This is a genomic window from Bacillus sp. 2B09, assembly GCF_003946835.1.
GTDB lineage: Bacteria > Bacillota > Bacilli > Bacillales > Bacillaceae > Bacillus > Bacillus altitudinis.
The window spans coordinates 273,948-296,291 of the sequence record NZ_RPSG01000004.1 but is presented as its reverse complement, the minus strand read 5'-3'; the positions used below and the strand labels follow the sequence as shown (position 1 = coordinate 296,291).

The following is a 22,344-nucleotide window of genomic DNA, read 5'->3' as shown; positions in this document are numbered from 1 at the left end:
TATTTGAAAAGGGGGATATGGATGAAGAAAACATTGTTTAAAGATGCGGCTCTTATCACACTTGATCCATCTGTAGGTTTTCTGGAGAAGGGAGATCTATTAATTGAAGGGGCACATATTGTAGAAGTCGGACCTTCGATTGAAGCAAGCGGTGCTGATGTTGTGGATGCGTCTGACATGGTCATCATGCCAGGGCTTGTGGATACCCATCGTCATGTGTGGCAGTCTGTCATACGGGGGATCGGAACAGATTGGTCTTTGCAAACGTATTTGAGCAAAATTTATTATGGCAACTATGGGGCGATGAGACGTCCATCAGATGATCGAATTGCTAATTATTTAGGCGCATTAGAGGCATTAGATGCAGGAGTGACCACGTTTTTCGACTGGACGATGATCAATTCTATGGATCATACAGAAGAACTCATTGGAGGTTTAAAAGATGCGGGTATTCGAGCGGTCTTTGGTTTTGGTACCTCTGGAGATGCAGCGTATTGGGACAGAGAGAGTACGCTCACGAATATGGAAGACGCAGCCCGCGTGAAACAAAAACATTTTCAATCATCGGATCAGCTGTTGACGATGGGACTTGCCATTCGTGGACCTGAATTTTCTTCATGGGAGACGACTGTCTTTGAAATTGAAACAGCGAGATCACTAGATGCATTATGCAGTATGCACATTGGCTTTGGAAATTGGGGAGCAGCGGATCGATCGATTGAGCGGCTTCATCAAGCAGGGCTGCTCGGGCCTGATTTGAATATGGTGCATATCAATGCAATTGATGCAGATCAAATGAAGATGTTAGCTGACAGCGGAAGCTCCATCTCGATTACACCTGAGATTGAAATGATGATGGGACACGGATATCCTGTCACAGGGCTCGCCATTGAAAATGGCGTTCTGCCAACGCTTGGTGTAGATGTGGTGACAGCGACAGGCGGAGATTTGTTTGCTCAAATGAAATTCGGACTACAGGCGGAACGAGCGATTCAAAATCAATCTTTATTGATGGAAGGGACGATGCCAGGGCCTGAACTTGGATTGTCTGCACAGCAAATGCTTGAAGCAGCCACTATAAACGGGGCTCATGCCTTGAAGCTTGATGACAAAATCGGCTCGCTCACACCTGGAAAAGAAGCTGATTTTATCTTGATCGATCGGACAAGCATGAATCTTCTTCCGATGACAGATCCAGCTGGGGCAGTTGTGCAAACGGCACACCCTTCAAATGTTGATTCTGTCTATGTGGCTGGAAAAGCAGTGAAACAAAATGGGAAGCTAGTTGGAGTGAACTTAGAAGAGGTCAAACAAAAAGCTTATGCGGCAAGAGATCATATTTTATCGCATCAGTTTGAATCAACAAAATGACGTGCAATATCCCCATAGGCCACTGCCTATGGGGAATACTTTACAACGATTCTTTAATGACTTTTTTATAATATTGGACAGATAGGAATCCGAAGACGGAGTATAAAACGGTATAAATCGCCATGACAATCAGCATAGGTGTCCACAGTTCGCTACCAAATAAAAACCAGCCAGATTGTACAGCAAAGTAGCTGTGCAAGAGCCCAACGAGAAGCGGAATGCCAAAGTTGAAAAGCTGTTTGAGCCGAATGCCTTTTAAGAGATCTGTCTCCGTAAAACCAAGCTTACGCAGAATCGTGTATGAGCTTTGTTCCTCTTCGCTTTCATTCATCTGCTTAAAGTATAAAATACAGCCTGATGTGACAAGGAAGCTGAGACCTAAAAATCCGACTACAAACATCATCAATCCGATGGTTTGTTTTTGCTGCTGAGCTGAAGCCAATTGAGACATGCTGTTGTCACCTAGTTTTAAAGAAGTAAACACATCATTCGCTTGTTCAAGGTTTTGATCATCTTTTATATTGACTGCGTGATATTGATTATTCTCAATCTGAAGTTTAGGATCTTTCTGCTGGTCAAGCTGCTCAAAGACACTTTGACTGACGACAGCAACAGGTAGACCACCAAACGTAAAGTTGTAAGAAATGAGGTAATCTTTCTTCATATCAATGACCTTTAAATCAAGGGGTTTCTTAATAAGTAGTTTCACATCACCTGAACTTTGAATCGGCATGAATTTCTTCAATAAATCACTGTAGCCGCTTAAGATGACTTCGTTGCTTTTCACATGAATATTTGGTGCGTTTTTTTCACTGATCACAGGTAGAGTTAAGACACCTGGATCATTATTCATATTTTTAATCTCTGAATCCATGATCTTTTTTGCGTCAAACTTCGCTTGAATGACCTTGAACTGCTTTGTTTCATACGCAATATGTTTGTCAGAAAGTGCACGAGTAAAGGTGTTGGCTTCTTTCTCAGATCCCATGACGAAATGTGAAGGGATCTGTTGTTCAGCGGTTTTTTCTGCTGAGTAATAGGAAATGTAGCTTAAAGATAACAACCCGATGGCAAGCGCAGATACCGTTGTAATAATCGTTAAAAGCAGTGCGTTTGATTTTAACCGGAACATAATAGATGACAGAGACAGGACTTCATGAATGGCGAGATAGCCATTTTTTCGTTTGCGTACGATATTGGCAATGAACGAAACAGAGCCTTTATAGAAAAGAAAGGTACCGATAATGACAGAGGCTAGAATATAAATCATCGCTAAAAGTAACGCAAGCATGGACGTATATGTGCCGGTAAAAAGCTGAGAAGAAATATAATAGCCTGAGCTGATGAATGCAATGCCTAGAACCCCAATGATGATTTCAAACACAGAGATTTTTTTCACACGCTGTTCTGTAGAAGACGTGGTTCTAAATAAAGATAAAATCGTCTGTCTATTAATAAACCATCGATTTCTTAACATAATTAATCCATAGATGACGAAAAAGACGATCAGTGTCTGCAAAAGGGCCATGCCTGAAAAATGCAGGTTGGCGATGGCGTTCACGCCGGTTACTTTAAATAGCACCATCAGCATGAGTTTTGAACCGATAAATCCAGCTATGATACCAATAGCCATGGAGACCACGTATAGGATAAAGTTTTCTGCATTGAGTAGTTTGGCAATTTTTTGTTTCGTCATGCCAATGAGCTGCAGGAGACCTATTTCTCTCCCTCTTCGTTTAATAAAAATGCTGTTCGCATATAACAGGAAGATTCCTACAATGGCAATGAGTAGTACTGAAGCGGCTTTAATCGACGCACCGCCCTTAATGGACCCCTTTACATCATCAAGTGCTGGTGAATACTGCAAGGTGACAAAGGAAAAATAGAGCGCCACACTAAATACAAGTGCAAACACGTATAAATAGTAATTTTTTAAGTTTTTCTTCAGATTGCGGAAGACGAGCTGATTAATGTTCATGCTTCACACCGCCTAAAACACCTTGCGTTTTCATAATATCCTCGAAAAACATCTTTCTCTCTAGTGCGCCTTTATTCAATTGTGTATAGATCTGTCCATCTTTGATAAAAATCACTCGTCTTGAATAACTGGCTGCAACAGGGTCATGGGTCACCATGACAATGGTTGCTTGGCGCTTGTGATTGAATTCTTGCAGCTTGTTCAGTAAGTCAGACGCAGATTTGGAATCAAGTGCTCCGGTTGGTTCATCAGCAAAAATGAGGCTTGGTTCGTGAATAAAGGCACGTACCGCAGATGTCCGTTGCTTTTGTCCCCCAGACAGTTCATTTGGATATTTGTCTCTTAGTTCATAAATCCCCATATCCTCTGCAAGCTGTTGAAAGCGTTCAAAAGCTTCTTTTTTAGGCGTTTTGGAGATGGATAATGGCAAGAGGATGTTCTCTTTAACCGTGAGTGTATCAAGTAAGTTGTAATCCTGAAAAACAAAGCCAAGCTGTTTCTTTCTAAATTCAGCGAGCTGCTGATCTTTCATTTGCGTCATTTCTGCATCTGCGATCCGAATCGATCCGCTGGACACATGATCAATCGATGACAATACGTTCAAAAGGGTCGTTTTCCCCGAGCCTGATGGCCCCATGATGCTGACAAATTCTCCAGCTTCTATCGTCAAATCAATGCCTTTCAGCACCTCTTGTTTATTGAATTTATTTCCATAGCTTTTATATAACTTGCGAGCTTCTAAAATGTTCATCTGTCGAACCCCTTTTTTATTTAATTGATATCTCTAGTATAAAAAGAAGCCGATCAGACTTCCTGCGATTTGGCGAACAAAATAGACGAGCATGTGACATTGTTGTCACATGCTCGCAATATGCACAAAATCATTCTTTTTCGGAAAGATCAAGGTGAAAGTTGTCCCTTGATCTAATGTGGAGTTGACCTCGATCGTGATATGAAGAGCGTCAGCTCCCTTTTTCGTTAAATAGAGCCCCATGCCTGTGGAGGCCGTGTCATTGTGATGTCTTGTGGAGGTAAAGCCTTTTTCAAAAATACGGGACACGTCTCTTGGGTCAATTCCTCTGCCTTGATCTGTGATGGTGAGCACCACTTGTTCGTTCATTTGTTTGCTTTCGATGATAATGTCAGATGATTGGCTGTACTTGACGGCGTTTGTCAGCACTTGTCTGATCATAAAGGATAACCATTTTGTATCACTTAATACATCTCGCTCTTCTAATAAAAGGTCAAAGCCAATTCCTTTTTGCATACACCACGATTGGAGCGCTTTGATTTCTTTCGTTAGCATGTTTTGGAGATCCAGTTTTTCAATAAATAAATCATTTTCAATATGTTGGATCCTGCTCTGATGCAGCTGTGCATCAAGGAGTAAATGTATTCTAAGCCATTCATAGGTCATATTTGCTCTGAGCGGCTGTTCTGTTATGCGGTCAATCATTAAGTGCATCGCCGTGAGCGGCGTTTTCACCTCATGTATCCATGAGAGCAGTTCATCTTTTTCTTCTTCCAGCGCAGTCTTTTGCTTAGCCGTCATCTGGCGGTATCGGTCGATTTGCTCTGACGCTGCCTCCTGTACAATTTGTTCAAAAGGGGAAGAGGGTTTGAGACGCATTTGATGGTCTATATTTTCGTCCCATTCTTTCAGTTGTTCATAATAAGCAGTTTCTTTCCGGTAACGAAAAAAAAGAAAGACAATGAAGAGTAATATAGACAAAAGCACGATATAAAAAAGAGAAGCGAGTGGAATCGTTGTATCCAAATAAGCAACAAAGAGAATGAGAAGCTGCAAACTAAGAAAGAACAAGATCCAGCTTCTTCGTTCTTTTAGAAATGCTTGCAGCATTATTGATCATCCTTTTCTTTTGCAAGATAACCTTGACCCACCTTTGTTTCAATGAAGGCGCCAAGGGAGATTTCGTCTAGTTTTTTTCTAAGGCGGTTGACGTTTACAGTGAGTGTATTGTCACTCACGAATCGTTCATCCTCCCATAATGCTTGGATGAGAGATTCCCTTTTGACGATATGATTTTTATGCTGAATCAATTCTTTGAGAATAAAAAACTCATTTTTTGTTAATTCAACCTCACCGTCTTCATTCGCCACTGTATTATTTTCGAGGTCAAGGGTAGCGCCGCACCAAACTTTTAAGTTGGCAGGTTCGGCACTATAATCATGGACTCGGCGAAGAACAGCACTTACTTTGGCGATGAGAACGTCAAAGTGAAAGGGCTTTTGTACAAAATCATCGGCTCCAAGTTGCATCGACATGACCATATCAGCAGGATGGTCACGAGAGGAAAGAAAAATGATGGGCACATTGGAATGATGCCGAATCATCCGGCACCAATGAAAGCCATCGTACTTTGGCAGCTGAATATCAATAATGACTAGATCAGGCTGGATGGAAGTGAACTCCTGCATGACCTGTTGAAAATTGTTGATCCCATACACATCATAAGACCAGTTGACTAAACGTTCTTTGATTTCTTGGAAGAGGGTTGTATCATCCTCAATCAGCAAAATTTTAAACAAAACGAGCACCACACTTTTTGAATTACTTGTACATCATTGTAGCGGAAAACAGGCACTCCCGCTAGAAGCAGACAGCAAAAAAGCAAGGGGAGAGATCCCTTGCTTCGGTTTATTTACCTAAAAAGTGCTTTTTAAAGAATGATAATTGATATTCAAGTGTGAGCGGGTCATTAAAGTAAAACTCTTCCGCATTTGCTTCATACACACGATGTTTTTTCACAGCAGGAATGGACTTATAGATTTCACTGTTTTGATAGGAATTGTCCATTTCGCTGTTTTTGCTAATGATCATATAGTCTCCGGCAAATTCAGGGATGACCTCTTGTGATACCGCGTAATAACCAGCTTTTAATGCTTTTTCTTTTACTTTTTCCGGCATTTTTAGTTTCATTGCTTGGTAGAGGATTTCTGTTCCGCGACCCCATGCATCTCCAAAGACGTAAAGATCTTTTGTGCCGCTTTCAAAGACAGATACGGTTGCATCTTCACCGATTTTTGCTTTGATTTCTTTGCCAGCTTCAGCTGCACGCTGTTTGAAATCCTTGACCCATGCTTTTGCTTCTTTTTCTTTGTTTAAGACTTTTCCAATTTCAATATGCTGCTGAAGGTAATCGACTTTGTTATACGTGAATAAAACAGTTGGGGCGATTTTTTTTAGTTTTTCTACATTTTTTGCACCGCTTAAACCAATGATGACATCAGGCTTTAGCTTCATGATTTTTTCTACATTTTCATCTGATACTTCTTCCACATTTTTTAATTTCTTTTTGAAACGTGGATTCTTTTTTGACCAAGAGTCAACACCCACAAGGTTCACACCAAGTGACAAGACATTTCCTGTATAAGAGGCGAGAACAACAACACGTTTTGGATTTGCTGGCAGCTTCACAGGTCCATTTTCAGATTGATATGTAATCGTGTCTGACGTTGATTGATTTTTTCCTTTATTTGAGGAAGAGTTGTTGCTATTGCCACATGCGCTCAACGCAAGTACGAAGATGAGCATCAGAGGGAACAATATTTTCTTCATGAATGTAGACTCCTTTGAAATCGGCACATAAGCCGTGTATTTGGTTGTATGAGTGATAATGATAATTATTATCACTCAGATATCATACCATAGATGTGAGGTTTGTTGTCAATGATATTTTAGCAGTGGATAGAGGAATTCTGATAGAAAGAAAAAAAGATCAAGGCAGTGTATGACCTGATCTTTTTTCTTATTTAAACCAGCCTTTTTCTTTGGAACGAGTGATGGCTTCAATTCGGTTTTTGACTTCTAGTTTATCTAAAATAACGGATATGTAGTTTCGGACAGTGCCGCTTTTTATGCTGAGTTCCTTGGCGATTTCTTTTGTGTTTTTTCCGCCTGCGACGAGTTCTAGAACCGATTTTTCTCGTTCAGTTAAAGGATTTTCGTCGCTATACAAGTCTTCCATTAATTCAGGGGCGTACACCTTTTTCCCTTTCATCACGCTGCGGATGGCACTTGCCAAATCCTCGCTTGGGCTGTCTTTCAGCATGTAGCCGCTAACGCCAGCTTTCAGCGCTCTTTGAAAATAGCCAGAACGGGCAAAGGTAGTTAAAATGATGATCTTCACATCAGACTTTTTGAGTTCTTCAGCGGCATCGAGCCCAGATTTTCCTGGCATCTCAATATCCATTAAACAAATGTCGACCGGGTGTTTTTTAGCAAAATCTATGGCGTCCTGGCCGTTTGTGCCTTTTCCAACAACCGTCATATCGTCTTCTAAATCGAGAAGCGATCCAAGAGCACCGAGCAGCATTTGCTGATCCTCTGCGATAAAGATGTTAATCATTTTATTTCCTCCTTATCTTTCGCTGCTGAATCATTTGGAATGCTCATGATCAGCTTCGTCCCGTTTTTTGTCTCAATGTGCAGGCGTCCATTTGCAAATTCCAATCTTTCTCTAATCCCTGCAAGGCCATGTCCCTTCGTTTGAGAGGATGGATGACTGCCTTTAAATGTGCCGTTATCCTCAACTGTAATGACAGCTTCCTTTGACTTTTGATGAATCGTGATTTGACAGACAGTGGCGTCGCTATGCTTGACGACATTCGTCACGGCCTCTTTGATGCACATGCTCACAATGTTTTCGTTTAGAAGAGAGATGTGTTTCGGCGCTTCTTTTTCATCATAAATCATGTCAATATCGGCGGCTTCAAGTATTTGCTTGATGTTCAATATTTCATCTTTGATCCGAATGCCTTTCATGGAAGAAACAATTTTTCGCACTTCATTTAGAGACGTTCTAGCTGTCTGCTGGACGCTTTTTAGTTCGGCACGAGCCTGTTCAGGGTCTTTATACACGAGCTTACGGGCAAGGTCACTTTTTAATCCAATGAGAGAGAGTTTTTGTCCAAGTGTGTCATGCAGATCGCGAGCAATTCGCTGTCTTTCTTCAAGTTTGACAAGATCGGCGATCCGTTCATTGGCATATTCTAATTTCTCTTCTAGCCGTTCACGTTCCTTCCTGCTTCTAATGCTAAGAGGGAGGAGGATGGCGCTGATCAGTGTAATCACGACAAACGGAATTTGCGTGAGAAACCAGCCCTTTTTTAAGATCAGGCTAAAGTTCACCGCTACGGCAGCGCTCGCTAGATGGATATAGTATAAGATATAGAAAGGGACTTTTCTTTTGATATGCCCGTTGAAATAGGCGATACAAAAAGCAAAATAAATGTAGCTGTAGAGCATCACATAACCAGTCGAAATGGCGATTAATAGAAGGCCGAATACATATAACGACCAGCCCTTTGAGACAAAGGCAAAACGGTAGACCGCAAAAAAGACGACGTTTAAAATAATGCCGATCACAATGCCTAAAGTCGAAGGGGTCTTAAAGATAAAATAAAAGGGCAGGATGAAAAAAATCGCCCAAATATATGGGGAAATCCCATGCAGTTTTTGAATTTTAAGTTGTTTTTTCATCCGTGATTCACCTTTTTCATTTTTTCAGTCTTTTTCACTACTTTATCAAATTGAACAGATGAGCGCATCCTGCAAATACAACAAGCTCCTTCTATTGTAAGAAAGAGCTTGCGCCAATTATGCATTCTTCTTCAGAATGTCTCCTTTTATGACAGGGGTGATTCTAGTCTGACGTGCTTCTTTAAAGGTCACAAATGCTTTCGTCTCTTCATCCCATAGTCTGAATTTCATCGACTCAATACTAGTCTTTAACGTGATGGTTGGCACATTTTGAAGTGGTTCACTGTGTTCATGGGCATGTTCTAAATGATAATTCGGTACCCTCGGGCTTAAATGATGGACATGGTGGTAACCAATATTGCCTGTTAACCATTGAAGAAGCTTTGGCAATTTGTAAAAAGAACTGCCTTCTACAGCTGCCTGCACATAATTCCAATGTTCATCTGCTTCAAAGTAAGAATCTTCAAATGTATGCTGCACATAAAATAACCATACACCGATTGACCCTGAGATCAGGAAGATTGGACCTTGGACAAGCAGGAACTCCTGCCAGCCAAAAAGAAGACACGTTGCAGTTGCTAGCGCAATGATACTCACGTTTGTGAAATACGTGTTCCAGCGCTCTTTTTTACGAGCATTTTTGACGTTGAAACGGTTTTTTAAGAGAAAAACAAAGATCGGTCCTAAAATAAACATCACAAAAGGATTACGGTAAAATCTGTAGCGAAATTTCGTCCAAGCTGATGCTTCTTGATATTCTTTGACTGTCAGGAGCCAAATGTCGCCAGTACCTCGTTTGTCTAGATTACTGCTTGTGGCATGGTGAATTGAATGATCTCTTTGCCATTGAAGATAAGGGAAAAGGGTGAGTACGCCCGTTACAAAACCGAACAGGTGATTCAGCGGCTTCTGTTTAAAAAAGGATTGATGGCAGCAGTCGTGAAAAATAATAAAGACGCGCACTAAAAATCCAGCTGCAATCACCGCAAAGAAGAGGGTTAAAAGGTAGGAGATGTTCAGGCTATAATAGGCAAGAAACCAAAGCCCCAAAAATGGAATGAATGTATTAAAGAGTTGAATGATACTTTTTTTCGAATTAGCACCAGAGAATTGGCCAACTTGTTTTCTTAAAGTGGCTTGCTGCTGTGTGTTGGTTGAAGTCGTCATGAACGTTCAAGTCCTTTCCGTTTCTTTCTACTTCAAAGTATAGAAGGAAAGGTGTCATGCTCATAGTAGCACCCATCATGTATTCAATATGACATTTGTCATGTTGGACGCGGGAAAGGCTGATGGTTCAAGGGTTGTAAGCTTATTTTATTTTAAATAAAAAAAGTAAAGGCGCTTAGCCTTCACTTTTTATGCACGTGCTTCATGTACTTTTAACTGCTTGCCTTTAATCGTTGTGTGGCGCATGGCTTTTAGCACAAGAGGGCCTTTGCCATTTAAAATATCTACATATGTTTTCGTTTCCTGAATGGTAATAATCCCAATGTCATCAAACGCAACGCCGTCTATTTTGGCGATCGTTCCAACGAAATCAACTGCCCGGAGTTTCTTTTTCTTCCCGCCATTAAAATACAGCTTCATAATATCTTTTTCTATGCCGGCCTGCTTATTTTCCTTTTGAATCGGTGTTTCAATTTTTTCTTCAAAGCTTGCCACATGCTGTTTTGCTTCTTCTTTTGTAGGATAAGGCTGAATTTGAAAATGAATGCCAGCTTCCTCTTTTAATTCTTCAATGAGCGGCTGCCCGTGCCTTGTCATAAACGCAATCGTTTTTCCGCTTTTACCCGCTCTGCCAGTTCTTCCAGTCCGGTGAATGTAGCGTTCTTTTTCATATGGCAAGTCGTAATGAATGACATGTGTCATATCACTGACATCAATTCCTCGGGCTGCAATATCTGTTGCGATTAAATAACGGAATTCCCCGTTTTTAAATTCATCCATGACGGCAAAGCGGTCTTCCTGCCTCATCCCGCCATGAATCTTATCGCAAGGAACATCCCACTCATCCAGCTTCATCGTCAGCTCATTCACTCGCTCCTGCGTATTGCAAAAAATGATACAGCTATCTGGATTTTCAATGACAATCGTTCGTTGAAGTAATGAAAATTTGCCTTCTTCCTCGGTTTCAATCAACGTGTGGGTGATTTGCTGCTTCGTCGTTTCCTCCCGAGCAATCTCTATCACTTTTGGCGATTGTAAAAACTGCTCACTCAAATCCTTCATTTCATCAGACATCGTCGCTGAAAATAACATCGACATCCGCTTTGGCGGCAGATGCTGAATAATAGAAGAGACTTGATCAATAAATCCCATGTTCAGCATTTCGTCTGCTTCATCTAACACGAAAAATGACAGATTGTCTAAAGAAAGTGTCCCTTTTTCGAGGTGATCCAATATTCGTCCTGGCGTTCCGCACACAATGTGGTTCTTTTGTGCAAGCTCTATTTTTTGTGCTTGAAATGGAGCTTTTCCATAAATGGCGGCCGCTTTGATTCGTTTAAATCGTCCGAGGCTGGTCAGATCCTGTTTGACCTGCATGGCAAGTTCTCTTGTTGGGACGAGGATGAGGGCTTGAGGTTTATTCTCAGCCCAATCCACCATTTCACAAATTGGCAGACCGTAGGCTGCTGTTTTGCCACTGCCTGTCTGAGATTTGACAATGAGGTCCTGCTTTGAAAAAGCAACGGATAATGTCTCGTGCTGAACAGGTGTAGGTGTATGGAAATGAAGCGCTTCTAGCGCTTGTTTCAATTCATCGCTTAATGGATATTGATCAAAATGTTGTAATGGCATCGTGTTCTCCTTTTCGTACATGTATACTTGTGACATCATACCATATCTTTTCAAAGACACCATGACCTTGAATGAAAAGGCATGAAAAAAAGCCCCATAAAGGAGCTTTTCAATGATTAAAGGAATCTGCGTTTTACTTTTTCCCAATAGGAGTTATCTTTTAATTTGACCGTTTTGATCACTTTACCAGAAAGGCCAATATCAATTTGTTTGACATGTTTTGTACCTAGCGCTTCGTTATCAAGACCGATAATCGGATGGTCGTTACCGTCCTGAACAACCTTTAGTGTCAGCTTGCGGTCACTGCTTAAAATGAAAGGAGCTCCAAGTGTACGGTATGAGTTGTTATTCAGCGATGCCAGCTCGGTTACTTGCATACACGGAAGCATCGGATCCACCACGGCGCCGTTGACAGATTTATTGTAGGCTGTTGAACCGGTTGGAGTGGAAATAATCATCCCGTCGCCTCTAAAGGTTTCAAAATGGAAATCATCTATATACACATCGATGACAAATGTTTTAATGATGCTAGAGCGGATCGACAGTTCGTTTAAGCAATGGAACTGGTTTGTACTATCAACGCTTACATCGATGATCGGATATTTTCTCACTTCAATCTGTTCAGTGTTCATGGCATCAATCATTTTATCAAAATGTTCTAACGAAAAATCGCAGTATAGGTGCGAATTCTCTGTTTTTGATACCCCTACATACAAGCAGTCATCCCGGAAGTTCGTTTTGCGAACCGCTTGAAGAAATGTACCATCTCCACCAATTGAAGCAATGATATGGGCATCTTCTGCACGCTTTACGACGTGAAAGCCTTGATCGGTAGCGAGCTTCTCCAGAGAAGAAATGTGTCCATCCAATTCATGATCTTTTTTGTAAAAGAAAAATACATTGCGACGATTGTCTGTCATTGACGTTCTCCCCTTTGTTGTCAAAAATAGATTTCGAGTAGTAAAGGGCTTACATAGAAAACCCTTGCTCACATTTTACACTTTTTTCATATGAAAGTAAAAATATTAGAAAGACGCTTCATCATGATAGGGCTTCCATTTAAGAAATGAGTCATTGTAAGTGATTAGACAAAGCTGACTTTGAGCATAATTTAATAGCTCATTTTGGAAGAAAGAGAGGTCTGGGCGTTTCGTTGTGAAGATGGTCTGAGCTATTAGATATAGGAAGAGGATAAAATCGCCAATTTTTCGTCATGATGAGCAAATGATAGAAGATGTAAAGTTGATCGTCATTTCACATCGATGCTATCATATGTTGAAATGAAATGTAAAAAAACCACAGTTCCTGTGAAACATTTCATGTGTGTATTCGTATGAACGAAGTGAGACAAAAAGGAGGAGAAAGAAATGAATGCGAAAAGATGGGTAGCCTTAATCATTGCACTTGGTGTTTTCGGCTTTTCGATTGTGATTAGTATCACGACGGCCTTGTATGAAAGCTTCAATGATAATAAGATGAGCTATCAATTCGGGGACGAAATCGAAGAAAAGGTACTAGAGGATGGCAGCGGAGCGAGTAAAATTGCTGTACTTGAGATTAATGGCACGATTCAAGATAACGGCGGTGCATCCAGCCTTCTAGGCGGGGAAGCATATGATCATCGTGCGTTCTTAAAAGAATTAGATAAAGCAAAAGACGATGCGTCTGTGAAAGGTGTCTTGCTGCGCGTCAACTCTCCTGGCGGCGGTGTCTATGAAAGTGCTGAAATACATAAAAAATTAGAAGAAGTAAAGAAAGCGAAGAAACCAATTTATGTTTCTATGGGTTCAATGGCGGCTTCTGGCGGCTATTATGTATCCACTCCAGCGAAAAAAATCTTTGCTTCACCTGAAACGTTAACAGGGTCTCTAGGGGTCATCATGCAAAGCTTGAATTATGCAAAGCTGGCAGATAATTTAGGCATCAAATATGAAACCATTAAAAGTGGAAAATTCAAAGACATCATGTCCCCAAATCGTGATATGACAAAAGATGAGCGCGACATCATGCAAAGCATGGTTGACAACTCTTATGAAGGCTTTGTGAAAGTCATCTCAGAAGGACGCGGCATGTCTAAGCAGGACGTCAAGAAAATTGCTGACGGCCGAGTATATGACGGAACACAGGCGAAATCGAACGGATTAGTGGATGAGCTTGGGTACTATGAAGATGCACTAAAAGCAATGAAGAAAAATGAAAAAGGCCTAAAAGGAGCAAAGGTTATCAGCTATTCACAAAGCTTTGGCTGGAACTCTCTTTTCAATATGAGTGCAAGCAAGCTCTTTAAAAGCGAAATTGATTTTCTGAACTTAAAAGAAACACTGGCTGGCTCAAATGGGTCTAAACCGATGTATCTCTATTCAAAATAAAGGAGGGATCATAGATGGATTCTACATTCGATGAAGTAACGGAAAGTCGCAGCCAAGAGGAAGAATCAAGGCCGACTCTTGCGAAGCGCACTTCAATTGAAGCGCAGGCCTTTGCAGGTTTCTGGATTAGATTTTGGGCATTTATCCTAGATTGGCTCGTCGTATGGGGTGTTAACCATTTGACAGTTTCTCCAATCTTTAGTCTCTTTGGCTGGTCAAAAGGGGGAGGCTGGTTTTCCTCATTTTCCGTCACAACCACAATTGTCTTTCTGCTTTATTTTGCGATCATGACGAAGATTTTCCAACAAACACTTGGAAAGATGGTGTTTGGAATCAAAGTCGTCTCACTTCAGCCGGAGAAGAAGCTGTCATGGGATGTCATTTTCTTTAGAGAAATTGTGGGGCGATATATTAATACGCTTTTTGTTCTCTATGCTGTGGTTGGGTTCACGCCGAAAAAGCAAGGGGTTCATGACTACTTTGCAGATACAGTGGTTGTTCATGAACATTTATATGAAAAAACAGAATCAAACGCATAATCAAAGAGAGTTTGGCCGGGTACCGGTCAAACTCTTTTTTTGGGTGATTGGGTATAAAATCCAGAAGGAGAGCCATAATCGTAGAGGAAGCATCATTTGTTATGGAGGAAGTGAGCACAGTGCTGTACGTTTGGATTGCCGCTTTTTTGTTCCTTGTGATCTTATTGATCTTTATGAAAGTGACCATTTCACTGGACTATTCACATGCAAATGACAATGACCATATTGCGGTGAAGATCATCACCTTATATGGAATCGTCAGACTGAAGAAAGACATTCCGATGGTGAAAGTGAATACGGAAGATCAAACGATTGATATTCGTGAAAAGAAAATGGCCAGCACCAAAACGCCGAGTCAAGAAAAAGAAACCATGCATAAAAAAGTGGGAAAACGTGATGTAAAGGAAATCCTTCATCAAATGGAGCGTATTACAAAAGAGATTGTCGATCTAAACCGGATCATGCGAAAGTTCTTCATTCATATAAAAATCGTCTCATTTCACTGGTCCACATGGATTGGTTTTCATGACGCAGCTTTAACAGGTGTAGCAGCTGGTGGTGTGTGGTCAGTCAAAGGAGCACTTCTTGCCTTTATGCAGGAGCATCTCACCTTTAAGCACAAACCCGTCTATGAAGTGATTCCCGCTTTTCAGCACAATGTGTCACAGACACACTTTGCATGTATAGCTTATTTTCGGATTGGACATGCTATGCTTGCAGCCATTCGATTACTTGTCCATTGGTTAAAAGGGAGAAAGGCGAGAAAAAATGCCTCTCTTCAAGCAACGAAGAATGAATCATCTGTTTAAGGAGGAACCCGAAAATGGCAGATCATCCAATCCAAGGTCTGATGAAGACAGCGATGGAAAACTTAAAAGAAATGATTGATGTGAACACGATCATCGGCGATCCAGTCGAAACCCCTGACGGCAGTGTCATTCTCACTGTGTCAAAGGTTGGTTTTGGATTTGCAGCCGGCGGCAGTGAATTCAACGGAAACCAAAAGAAAGAAAAACGGTCTGATGAACAAGAACGAAAAGAACCGAGACTCCCATTTGGAGGCGGAAGCGGTGGGGGAGTATCGATTACACCAATCGCCTTTTTAATTGTGGGAACAAATGGCGTTAGAATGCTTCATTTGGATGAACACACACATCTGCTCGATAAAATATTGGATTCTGCTCCTCAAGCAATTGAACGTCTTCAGCACATGTTTAAGAAGGATGAACGGGAGCATCGTCACAAAGAACGAAAACTAGATGACATAGACCTTTAAAAAGTTAGCTGCCCTGCAGTTAACTTTTTTTTCAAAATGGACGATTAGGCTTTGCAGTTTTTTGCTTTCTCTACTATGATAGAACCATACATTTGATAAGGGAGGAATTGTTTTGGCATCGATCACATTTAAAGGGAGCCCAGTAACGCTTGTAGGAAATGAAGTGAAAGTAGGCGAGCAGGCTCCAGATTTCACGGTATTAACGAACTCACTAGGGGAAGTTTCACTTTCTGATTTAACAGGAAAAGTGACGATTATCTCAGTGATTCCTTCTATTGATACAGGTGTGTGTGACGCACAAACAAGACGTTTCAATGAAGAGGCAGCCGGTTTAGGTCCGGTCAATATTTATACCATTAGTGCAGACCTACCATTTGCACAAGCACGCTGGTGCGGAGCAAACGGAATTGAAAATGTCGAAACATTATCTGATCATAGAGATATGTCATTTGGTGAAGCGTTTGGTTTATATATGAAAGAATTGCGTTTATTGGCGCGTGCGGTCTTCGTATTAGACCCAAGCGGAAAAGTGGTTTACACTGAGTATGTAAGCGAAGCAACCAATCATCCAAATTATGAAAAAGCCATTGAGGCTGCGAAATCACTGTTATAAAAGCAGCATCGACAAGAGCTCCGGCTTCATACTGGGGCTCTTTTCAATGAGAACATATAGCTTTTAACAAAGCGAGGAGAGAAAAGCATTGCAGAAAGATCAAGTGAGTACGATTTTTGAGCTGCTCGATACAGCTTCAATTCGTTTAAAAAAGGAACAGAACATTTCCTATATTGAAGCATTGGCAGAAGCAGGAGAAGCCTTTTTCCAGTCAAATGATCGAAACGGTTTACTAAAAGATTTAATAGAGAAAGCAGATTTCGCCTCTTATGATCATGAGCAGATTCGTAAAGCGTTTCAGCTCGCCGTACTGAAAGGACAAAAAGATATTTCACATCCAAACCGGCAGATGACACCTGATACAATTGGTCTGTTTGTCAGCTATTTGGTCAATAAATTTTTAGAAGGACAAAAAGAGCTGGTTGTCTTTGATCCAGCAGCAGGAACAGGGAATTTACTGCTTGCGGTCCTCAACAATGTAACAGCAGAAACAACACGCGGTTTTGCCTCTGAAATTGATGACGTGCTCATTAAAATTGCGTGGGCACAAGCGAACTTAGAAGAAAAAGAAGTAGAGCTTTTCCACCAGGACAGCCTTGAGCCGCTTCTTATCTCACCAGCAGATGTTGCTGTATGCAGTCTTCCTGTCGGGTATTATCCAAATGATGAGCGCGCTAAAGACTATGAATTAAAGGCAAAAGAAGGTCATTCCTTTGCGCATTATTTATTCATTGAGCAAAGTCTTCGTTACACGAAAGAAGGCGGCTTCTTATTCTTCATTATTCCAAACGATTTGTTTGAAGGAAAAGAAAGCGTACAATTAAAGGATTTCATCAAAGAACATGCATATATGAATGCGTTAATTCAGCTGCCAGTCTCTATGTTCAAAGACAAAAAGCATGCAAAAAGCTTATTTGTGATGCAAAAGAAAAAAGAGGGGCTCGAAGCACCGAAACGTATGCTATTTGCCAATCTGCCATCTTTCTCACAGAAAGAAGCAATGGTTGGCGTCATGAGAAAATTAGACCAATGGTTTATAGAAGAAAAAGAAACGAAAGAATAGCCAGAGTGATGTCTGGCTATTTTATTATTCAGAAAATAACGACTTATTGATGTAAGCGGTAACAGTTCGAAGGTGTACTTGAAATGCAAAGTTTTCAATGTTTAAATGAAAAAGTCAGATATTTTTCGGACTTATCGTTAAACTATAAAAGACCCGTTCAAACAGGTTGAATATAGCACCGAAAAAACGTGAAACCTTATATAACAACTGAGTAAAAGGAGCGACAGTAATGTCCAAAATTATTGCAATCAACGCAGGAAGCTCATCTCTTAAATTCCAATTGTTCGACATGCCAGAAGAAACCGTTTTAACAAAAGGTCTTGTTGAAAGAATCGGAATGGACAACAGTATCTTCACGATTTCTGTAGATGGAGAAAAGAAAACAGAAGTCACAGATATTCCAGATCATGCAGTAGCGGTTAAAATGCTGCTTGAAAAACTAATTGAATTTAACATCATCAAAGACTTTAATGAAATTGATGGCGTAGGACACCGTGTCGTTCACGGCGGAGAAAAATTCAGCGATTCTGTTGTATTAACAGATGAAGTCATCAATGACATTGATCAGCTTTCAGAGCTTGCACCACTTCACAACCCTGCAAACGTTGTAGGAATCAAAGCATTTAAACAAATTCTGCCTGACGTACCAGCGATTGCTGTGTTCGATACAGCGTTCCACCAAACAATGCCAGAGCAGTCTTACCTATACAGCCTTCCGTACGACTACTACAAAAACTTTGGTATTCGTAAATACGGATTCCACGGGACAAGCCATAAGTTCGTAACAGAGCGTGCAGCAGAGCTATTAGGCCGTCCTCTTGAAGAGCTTCGTTTGATTTCTTGCCACCTTGGAAATGGTGCAAGTATCGCAGCAGTTGAAGGCGGAAAATCAATCGATACGTCAATGGGCTTCACACCACTTGCGGGTGTTGCAATGGGAACACGTTCAGGTAACATTGACCCTGCCCTTATTCCATTTATTATGGAGAAAACAGGACATACAGCGGAAGAAGTACTTTCTACTTTGAATAAGAAGAGTGGTCTTTTAGGTGTGTCTGGTCTTTCAAGTGATCTTCGTGATATCGAAGAAGCGACAGAAGAAGGAAACGACCGTGCAGAAGTAGCACTAGATATTTTTGCAAGCCGTATTCATAAATACATCGGTTCTTATGCAGCGAGAATGAATGGTGTAGATGCCATCATCTTCACAGCTGGAATCGGTGAAAACAGCTCAGAAGTGAGAGCACGTGTACTTCGTGGTCTAGAATTCATGGGCGTATACTGGGATCCATCTCTTAACAACATGAGAGGCGAAGAAGCATTCATCAGCTACCCTCACTCTCCTGTAAAAGTCATCGTGATTCCAACGAACGAAGAAGTCATGATTGCAAGAGACGTTATGCGTTTAGCGTAACATCCTTTTAAAGCTCTTTTCCTCAGCGGAAAAGGGCTTTTTTCTATTGAAATCAGCATGCTATAATGTGAGGCAATATGAAAGGAGCGGTGTGAAGAGATGAGCGCCCAAGAACATAAACGCGAAGCGAGAACGAGGCTTCATGTAAAAGTCATTACCGTCAGTGATACAAGGACAAAAGAAACAGATAAAAGCGGCCGTCTGATGATTGATTTGCTCAAAGAACAAGGGCATCTTATTCTTGCATACGATATTGTGAAAGATCACATTGGAGCGATTCAAGACGCCGTTTTAGAAGGAACAAGTGAAGCGAAGATTGATGCTGTCTTGTTAAACGGGGGAACTGGTATTGCAGCAAGGGACGTCACGATTGAATCCATTACCCCTCTTTTCTCAAAAGAGCTGCCGGGCTTTGGAGAAATTTTTCGCATGCTGAGCTATACAGAAGATATTGGATCAGCCGCTATCTTATCTAGAGCGTCGGCAGGGGTGATTAACCAAAAAGCCGTTTTTGCCACACCAGGCTCTACCGGAGCAGTTCGGTTAGCCATGACCAAACTCATTATTCCAGAGCTTCCTCATGTCTTGCGAGAGCTTGAAAAAGATCAAAAATAGCCCAAAATGACTCTGCCAAGAAAATTTGGCAGAGTTTTTTTCATAAAGGGGTTGAAAAAACAATTTTTCCTTGTTACAGTGTATACATACTAAATGCATGTTTATAAATTAAAACTTATTTTTATGCAAAAAACATTCACAGAATCAAAACAAGCGAGAGGAGCTTTTCAAACATGTCACAAAATAAAAAAGTCGTATTAGCATATTCCGGAGGTCTTGATACCTCTGTTGCAGTTAAATGGTTACAGGAGCAAGGTTACGAAGTTGTTGCTTGCTGCCTGGACGTAGGTGAAGGAAAAGATTTAGCATTCGTTCAACAAAAAGCACTTCAAGTCGGAGCTGTTCAATCTTACATGATCGACGCAAAAGAAGAGTTTGCTGAAGAATTTGCACTTGCTGCACTGCAAGCACACACGATGTATGAAGGAAAATACCCACTCGTGTCTGCACTATCTCGTCCGCTCATTGCCAAAAAATTAGTGGAAGTCGCAGAGAAAGAAAATGCCGTAGCCGTTGCACACGGATGTACAGGGAAAGGAAACGACCAAGTTCGTTTTGAAGTATCAATCAAAGCATTGAATCCAGACCTAGAAGTTCTTGCACCAGTGCGTGAATGGAAATGGTCTCGTGATGAAGAAATCGATTATGCACAAAAGCACGGTATTCCAATTCCGATTAACTTAGATAGCCCATATTCAATCGACCAAAACCTTTGGGGCAGAAGTAACGAATGTGGTATTTTAGAAGATCCTTGGGCAGCGCCGCCAGAAGGTGCTTATGATCTGACAAATCCACTTGAAAAAACACCTGACACACCTGAAATCATTGAAATCACGTTTGAAAAAGGAAAACCAACAGCGATTGACGGAATCCAGTATTCATTATCTGATCTGATCCTTCATTTAAATGAAGTTGCTGGCCAGCATGGTGTAGGCAGAATCGATCATGTTGAAAACCGTCTTGTTGGAATCAAATCTCGTGAAGTGTATGAGTGCCCAGGTGCAGTTACCCTATTAAAAGCACACAAAGAACTTGAAGACTTAACGCTTGTTAAAGAAGTAGCACACTTTAAGCCAATCGTTGAACAAAAAATGGCTGAATTAATATACAACGGCTTATGGTTCTCACCACTTAAATCAGCGCTAGATGCATTCTTACAAGAAACGCAAAAGAACGTAACAGGTGTTGTACGTGTGAAACTATTTAAAGGTCATGCCATTGTAGAAGGACGTAAATCACCATATTCACTTTATGATGAAAATCTAGCAACTTACACAAAAGCAGATGAATTCGATCATGATGCAGCTGTAGGATTTATTAACCTTTGGGGTTTACCAACAAAAGTAAACAGCATCGTGAATAAAAAGGAGCAGGTTAAAGCATGAAAAAGCTTTGGGGAGGCCGATTTCAAAAAACACCAGAAAAATGGGTCGATGAGTTTGGTGCATCCATTCATTTCGACAAACAATTAGTCAAAGAAGATCTGACCGGCTCCCTTGCCCATGCAAGTATGCTGAATAAATGCGGTATCATCGGCGATGAGGAGGCCGCTGCAATCAAAGACGGACTGAATACGCTCATGAAAAAGGCAGAGGCGGATGAACTCGATTTCTCAGTAGATTATGAGGACATTCATTTAAACCTTGAAAAAATGCTCATTGATGAGATTGGTCCGCTTGGCGGCAAATTGCACACAGCGAGAAGCCGGAATGATCAGGTCGCAACCGATATGCATTTATATTTGAATAACCAAGTAGAGCATATCATTGAGCTGATCTCTTCTTTTCAAACAGTGCTTGTAGAAAAAGCTGAACAGCACGTTGAAACAATTTTTCCAGGATATACGCACTTACAGCGTGCACAGCCTATTTCCTTTGCCCATCATATGCTTGCCTACTTTTGGATGCTTGAGCGGGACAAAGCGCGTTTTCAAGATTCATTGAAGCGGATTAATGTGTCACCACTTGGATGCGGGGCGTTAGCAGGAACGACATTCCCAATTGATCGTGAATATACAGCAGAGCTTCTTGGCTTTGACCATATTTACGAGAACAGCCTTGATGGCGTGAGTGATCGTGATTTCATTTTAGAGTTCTTGTCCAATAGCAGCCTTGTGATGATGCATCTCTCACGTCTTTGTGAGGAAATCATTTTATGGTGTTCTCAAGAATTCAAATTCATTGAGCTCGATGACACGTACGCAACAGGCAGCAGCATGATGCCGCAAAAGAAAAACCCGGATATGGCTGAATTGATCCGCGGAAAAACAGGGCGGGTATATGGCAACCTGATGGGGCTGCTCACGATTATGAAAGGCTTGCCGCTTACGTATAACAAAGATTTGCAAGAAGATAAAGAAGGCATGTTTGATACGGTGAAAACGATCGCTGGCAGCCTGCAAATCTTCACAGGCATGATTCAAACAATGACAGTGAACGAAGATGTCATGAAAAAAGCAACAAAAGAAGATTTCTCAAATGCGACCGAAGTGGCAGACTACCTTGCGAAAAAAGGCATGCCATTCCGTGAAGCACACGAAATCGTTGGAAAGCTTGTGTATACATGCATTCAAAAAGGCATCTACTTAAGTGACCTTCCATTTGAAACATTTACAGAAGCAAGCGGCCTCTTTGAACAAGACATTTACACTGTTCTTGATCCGTATGTTGCTGTTGAAAAAAGAACAAGTGCAGGTGGAACTGGATTTAAACAAATTCAGCTCGCTTTAGAAAAAGCAAAAGCCTGCCTAGCATAATTCGCCAAAACCATTCGTTTATACGGATGGTTTTTTTCATGGGAAAAAG

Annotated in this window: 21 protein-coding genes; 11 read left to right on the top strand and 10 right to left on the bottom strand. The window is 41.1% G+C overall.

The window, feature by feature from the left end:
- Positions 1 to 21 precede the first annotated feature (21 nt).
- Entirely contained in the window at positions 22 to 1,371 is a 1,350-nt protein-coding gene (locus tag EBQ12_RS10960) for an amidohydrolase family protein (RefSeq protein WP_125589961.1), read from the top strand.
- A 40-nt stretch (positions 1,372 to 1,411) separates the two neighbouring features.
- On the opposite strand, the gene EBQ12_RS10955 is transcribed toward EBQ12_RS10960, so the two are convergent.
- From EBQ12_RS10955 to EBQ12_RS10910, 10 genes are all read right to left on the bottom strand, one after another.
- Positions 1,412 to 3,349 carry an ABC transporter permease gene (locus EBQ12_RS10955; protein WP_056705522.1) on the bottom strand — a complete coding sequence of 646 codons (1,938 nt, stop codon included), beginning with the start codon at positions 3,347 to 3,349 and terminating at the stop codon, positions 1,412 to 1,414.
- Entirely contained in the window at positions 3,339 to 4,100 is a 762-nt protein-coding gene (locus EBQ12_RS10950; RefSeq protein ID WP_056705525.1) for an ABC transporter ATP-binding protein, read from the bottom strand. The genes EBQ12_RS10955 and EBQ12_RS10950 overlap by 11 nt, the downstream gene beginning before the upstream one ends.
- A gap of 105 nt (positions 4,101 to 4,205) precedes the next feature.
- On the bottom strand, positions 4,206 to 5,210 hold the full coding sequence (locus tag EBQ12_RS10945; protein WP_125589959.1) for a sensor histidine kinase: 1,005 nt from the start codon (positions 5,208 to 5,210) through the stop codon (positions 4,206 to 4,208).
- The gene (locus EBQ12_RS10940; RefSeq protein ID WP_125589957.1) at positions 5,210 to 5,899 is read right to left on the bottom strand and encodes a response regulator transcription factor; all 690 of its coding nucleotides are present in this window, start codon (positions 5,897 to 5,899) and stop codon (positions 5,210 to 5,212) included. The genes EBQ12_RS10945 and EBQ12_RS10940 overlap by 1 nt, the downstream gene beginning before the upstream one ends.
- 109 nt (positions 5,900 to 6,008) lie before the next feature.
- On the bottom strand, positions 6,009 to 6,929 hold the full coding sequence (locus EBQ12_RS10935; protein ID WP_017358286.1) for an iron-hydroxamate ABC transporter substrate-binding protein: 921 nt from the start codon (positions 6,927 to 6,929) through the stop codon (positions 6,009 to 6,011).
- 190 nt (positions 6,930 to 7,119) lie between these two features.
- Positions 7,120 to 7,719 (bottom strand): response regulator transcription factor, encoded by a 600-nt coding sequence (locus tag EBQ12_RS10930; RefSeq protein ID WP_125589955.1) that lies wholly within the window; start codon positions 7,717 to 7,719, stop codon positions 7,120 to 7,122.
- Positions 7,716 to 8,852 carry a sensor histidine kinase gene (locus EBQ12_RS10925; protein WP_048002751.1) on the bottom strand — a complete coding sequence of 379 codons (1,137 nt, stop codon included), beginning with the start codon at positions 8,850 to 8,852 and terminating at the stop codon, positions 7,716 to 7,718. Before EBQ12_RS10925 ends, EBQ12_RS10930 begins: the two co-directional genes overlap by 4 nt.
- A 117-nt stretch (positions 8,853 to 8,969) precedes the next feature.
- On the bottom strand, positions 8,970 to 10,019 hold the full coding sequence (desA, locus tag EBQ12_RS10920) for a Delta(5) desaturase DesA (protein ID WP_125589953.1): 1,050 nt from the start codon (positions 10,017 to 10,019) through the stop codon (positions 8,970 to 8,972).
- Positions 10,020 to 10,208: 189 nt separating this feature from the next.
- Complete coding sequence (locus EBQ12_RS10915; RefSeq protein ID WP_125589951.1) at positions 10,209 to 11,651, bottom strand: DEAD/DEAH box helicase; 1,443 nt, start codon at positions 11,649 to 11,651, stop codon at positions 10,209 to 10,211.
- 116 nt (positions 11,652 to 11,767) lie between these two features.
- On the bottom strand, positions 11,768 to 12,571 hold the full coding sequence (locus tag EBQ12_RS10910; protein ID WP_008343132.1) for an NAD kinase: 804 nt from the start codon (positions 12,569 to 12,571) through the stop codon (positions 11,768 to 11,770).
- A 447-nt stretch (positions 12,572 to 13,018) separates the two neighbouring features.
- Here EBQ12_RS10910 and sppA point away from each other — a divergent pair, with 447 nt between their 5' ends.
- The 10 genes from sppA to argH all read left to right on the top strand — a co-directional run bounded on the left by sppA (position 13,019) and on the right by argH (position 22,295).
- Positions 13,019 to 14,020: a signal peptide peptidase SppA gene (sppA, locus tag EBQ12_RS10905; protein WP_041092550.1), complete on the top strand. Its 1,002-nt coding sequence runs from the start codon at positions 13,019 to 13,021 to the stop codon at positions 14,018 to 14,020.
- A gap of 14 nt (positions 14,021 to 14,034) precedes the next feature.
- Positions 14,035 to 14,559 carry an RDD family protein gene (locus EBQ12_RS10900; protein WP_125589949.1) on the top strand — a complete coding sequence of 175 codons (525 nt, stop codon included), beginning with the start codon at positions 14,035 to 14,037 and terminating at the stop codon, positions 14,557 to 14,559.
- A gap of 101 nt (positions 14,560 to 14,660) precedes the next feature.
- Entirely contained in the window at positions 14,661 to 15,368 is a 708-nt protein-coding gene (locus EBQ12_RS10895; RefSeq protein WP_017367840.1) for a DUF2953 domain-containing protein, read from the top strand.
- A 14-nt stretch (positions 15,369 to 15,382) separates the two neighbouring features.
- Positions 15,383 to 15,835, top strand: a complete 453-nt coding sequence (gene ytfJ / locus EBQ12_RS10890) for a GerW family sporulation protein (protein ID WP_007501733.1) — start codon at positions 15,383 to 15,385, stop codon at positions 15,833 to 15,835.
- A gap of 112 nt (positions 15,836 to 15,947) precedes the next feature.
- A complete protein-coding gene (gene tpx / locus EBQ12_RS10885) occupies positions 15,948 to 16,448 on the top strand; it encodes a thiol peroxidase (RefSeq protein ID WP_007501731.1) in 501 nt (166 codons plus the stop codon).
- An 88-nt stretch (positions 16,449 to 16,536) separates the two neighbouring features.
- Complete coding sequence (locus tag EBQ12_RS10880; protein WP_035391146.1) at positions 16,537 to 17,511, top strand: class I SAM-dependent methyltransferase; 975 nt, start codon at positions 16,537 to 16,539, stop codon at positions 17,509 to 17,511.
- 229 nt (positions 17,512 to 17,740) lie between these two features.
- On the top strand, positions 17,741 to 18,925 hold the full coding sequence (locus tag EBQ12_RS10875) for an acetate kinase (protein WP_007501728.1): 1,185 nt from the start codon (positions 17,741 to 17,743) through the stop codon (positions 18,923 to 18,925).
- 99 nt (positions 18,926 to 19,024) lie between these two features.
- Positions 19,025 to 19,540, top strand: a complete 516-nt coding sequence (locus tag EBQ12_RS10870) for a MogA/MoaB family molybdenum cofactor biosynthesis protein (RefSeq protein WP_035701991.1) — start codon at positions 19,025 to 19,027, stop codon at positions 19,538 to 19,540.
- Positions 19,541 to 19,713: 173 nt separating this feature from the next.
- Positions 19,714 to 20,925, top strand: a complete 1,212-nt coding sequence (locus tag EBQ12_RS10865; protein ID WP_008343148.1) for an argininosuccinate synthase — start codon at positions 19,714 to 19,716, stop codon at positions 20,923 to 20,925.
- Positions 20,922 to 22,295 carry an argininosuccinate lyase gene (gene argH / locus EBQ12_RS10860; RefSeq protein WP_008343150.1) on the top strand — a complete coding sequence of 458 codons (1,374 nt, stop codon included), beginning with the start codon at positions 20,922 to 20,924 and terminating at the stop codon, positions 22,293 to 22,295. Before EBQ12_RS10865 ends, argH begins: the two co-directional genes overlap by 4 nt.
- Positions 22,296 to 22,344: the final 49 nt, after the last annotated feature.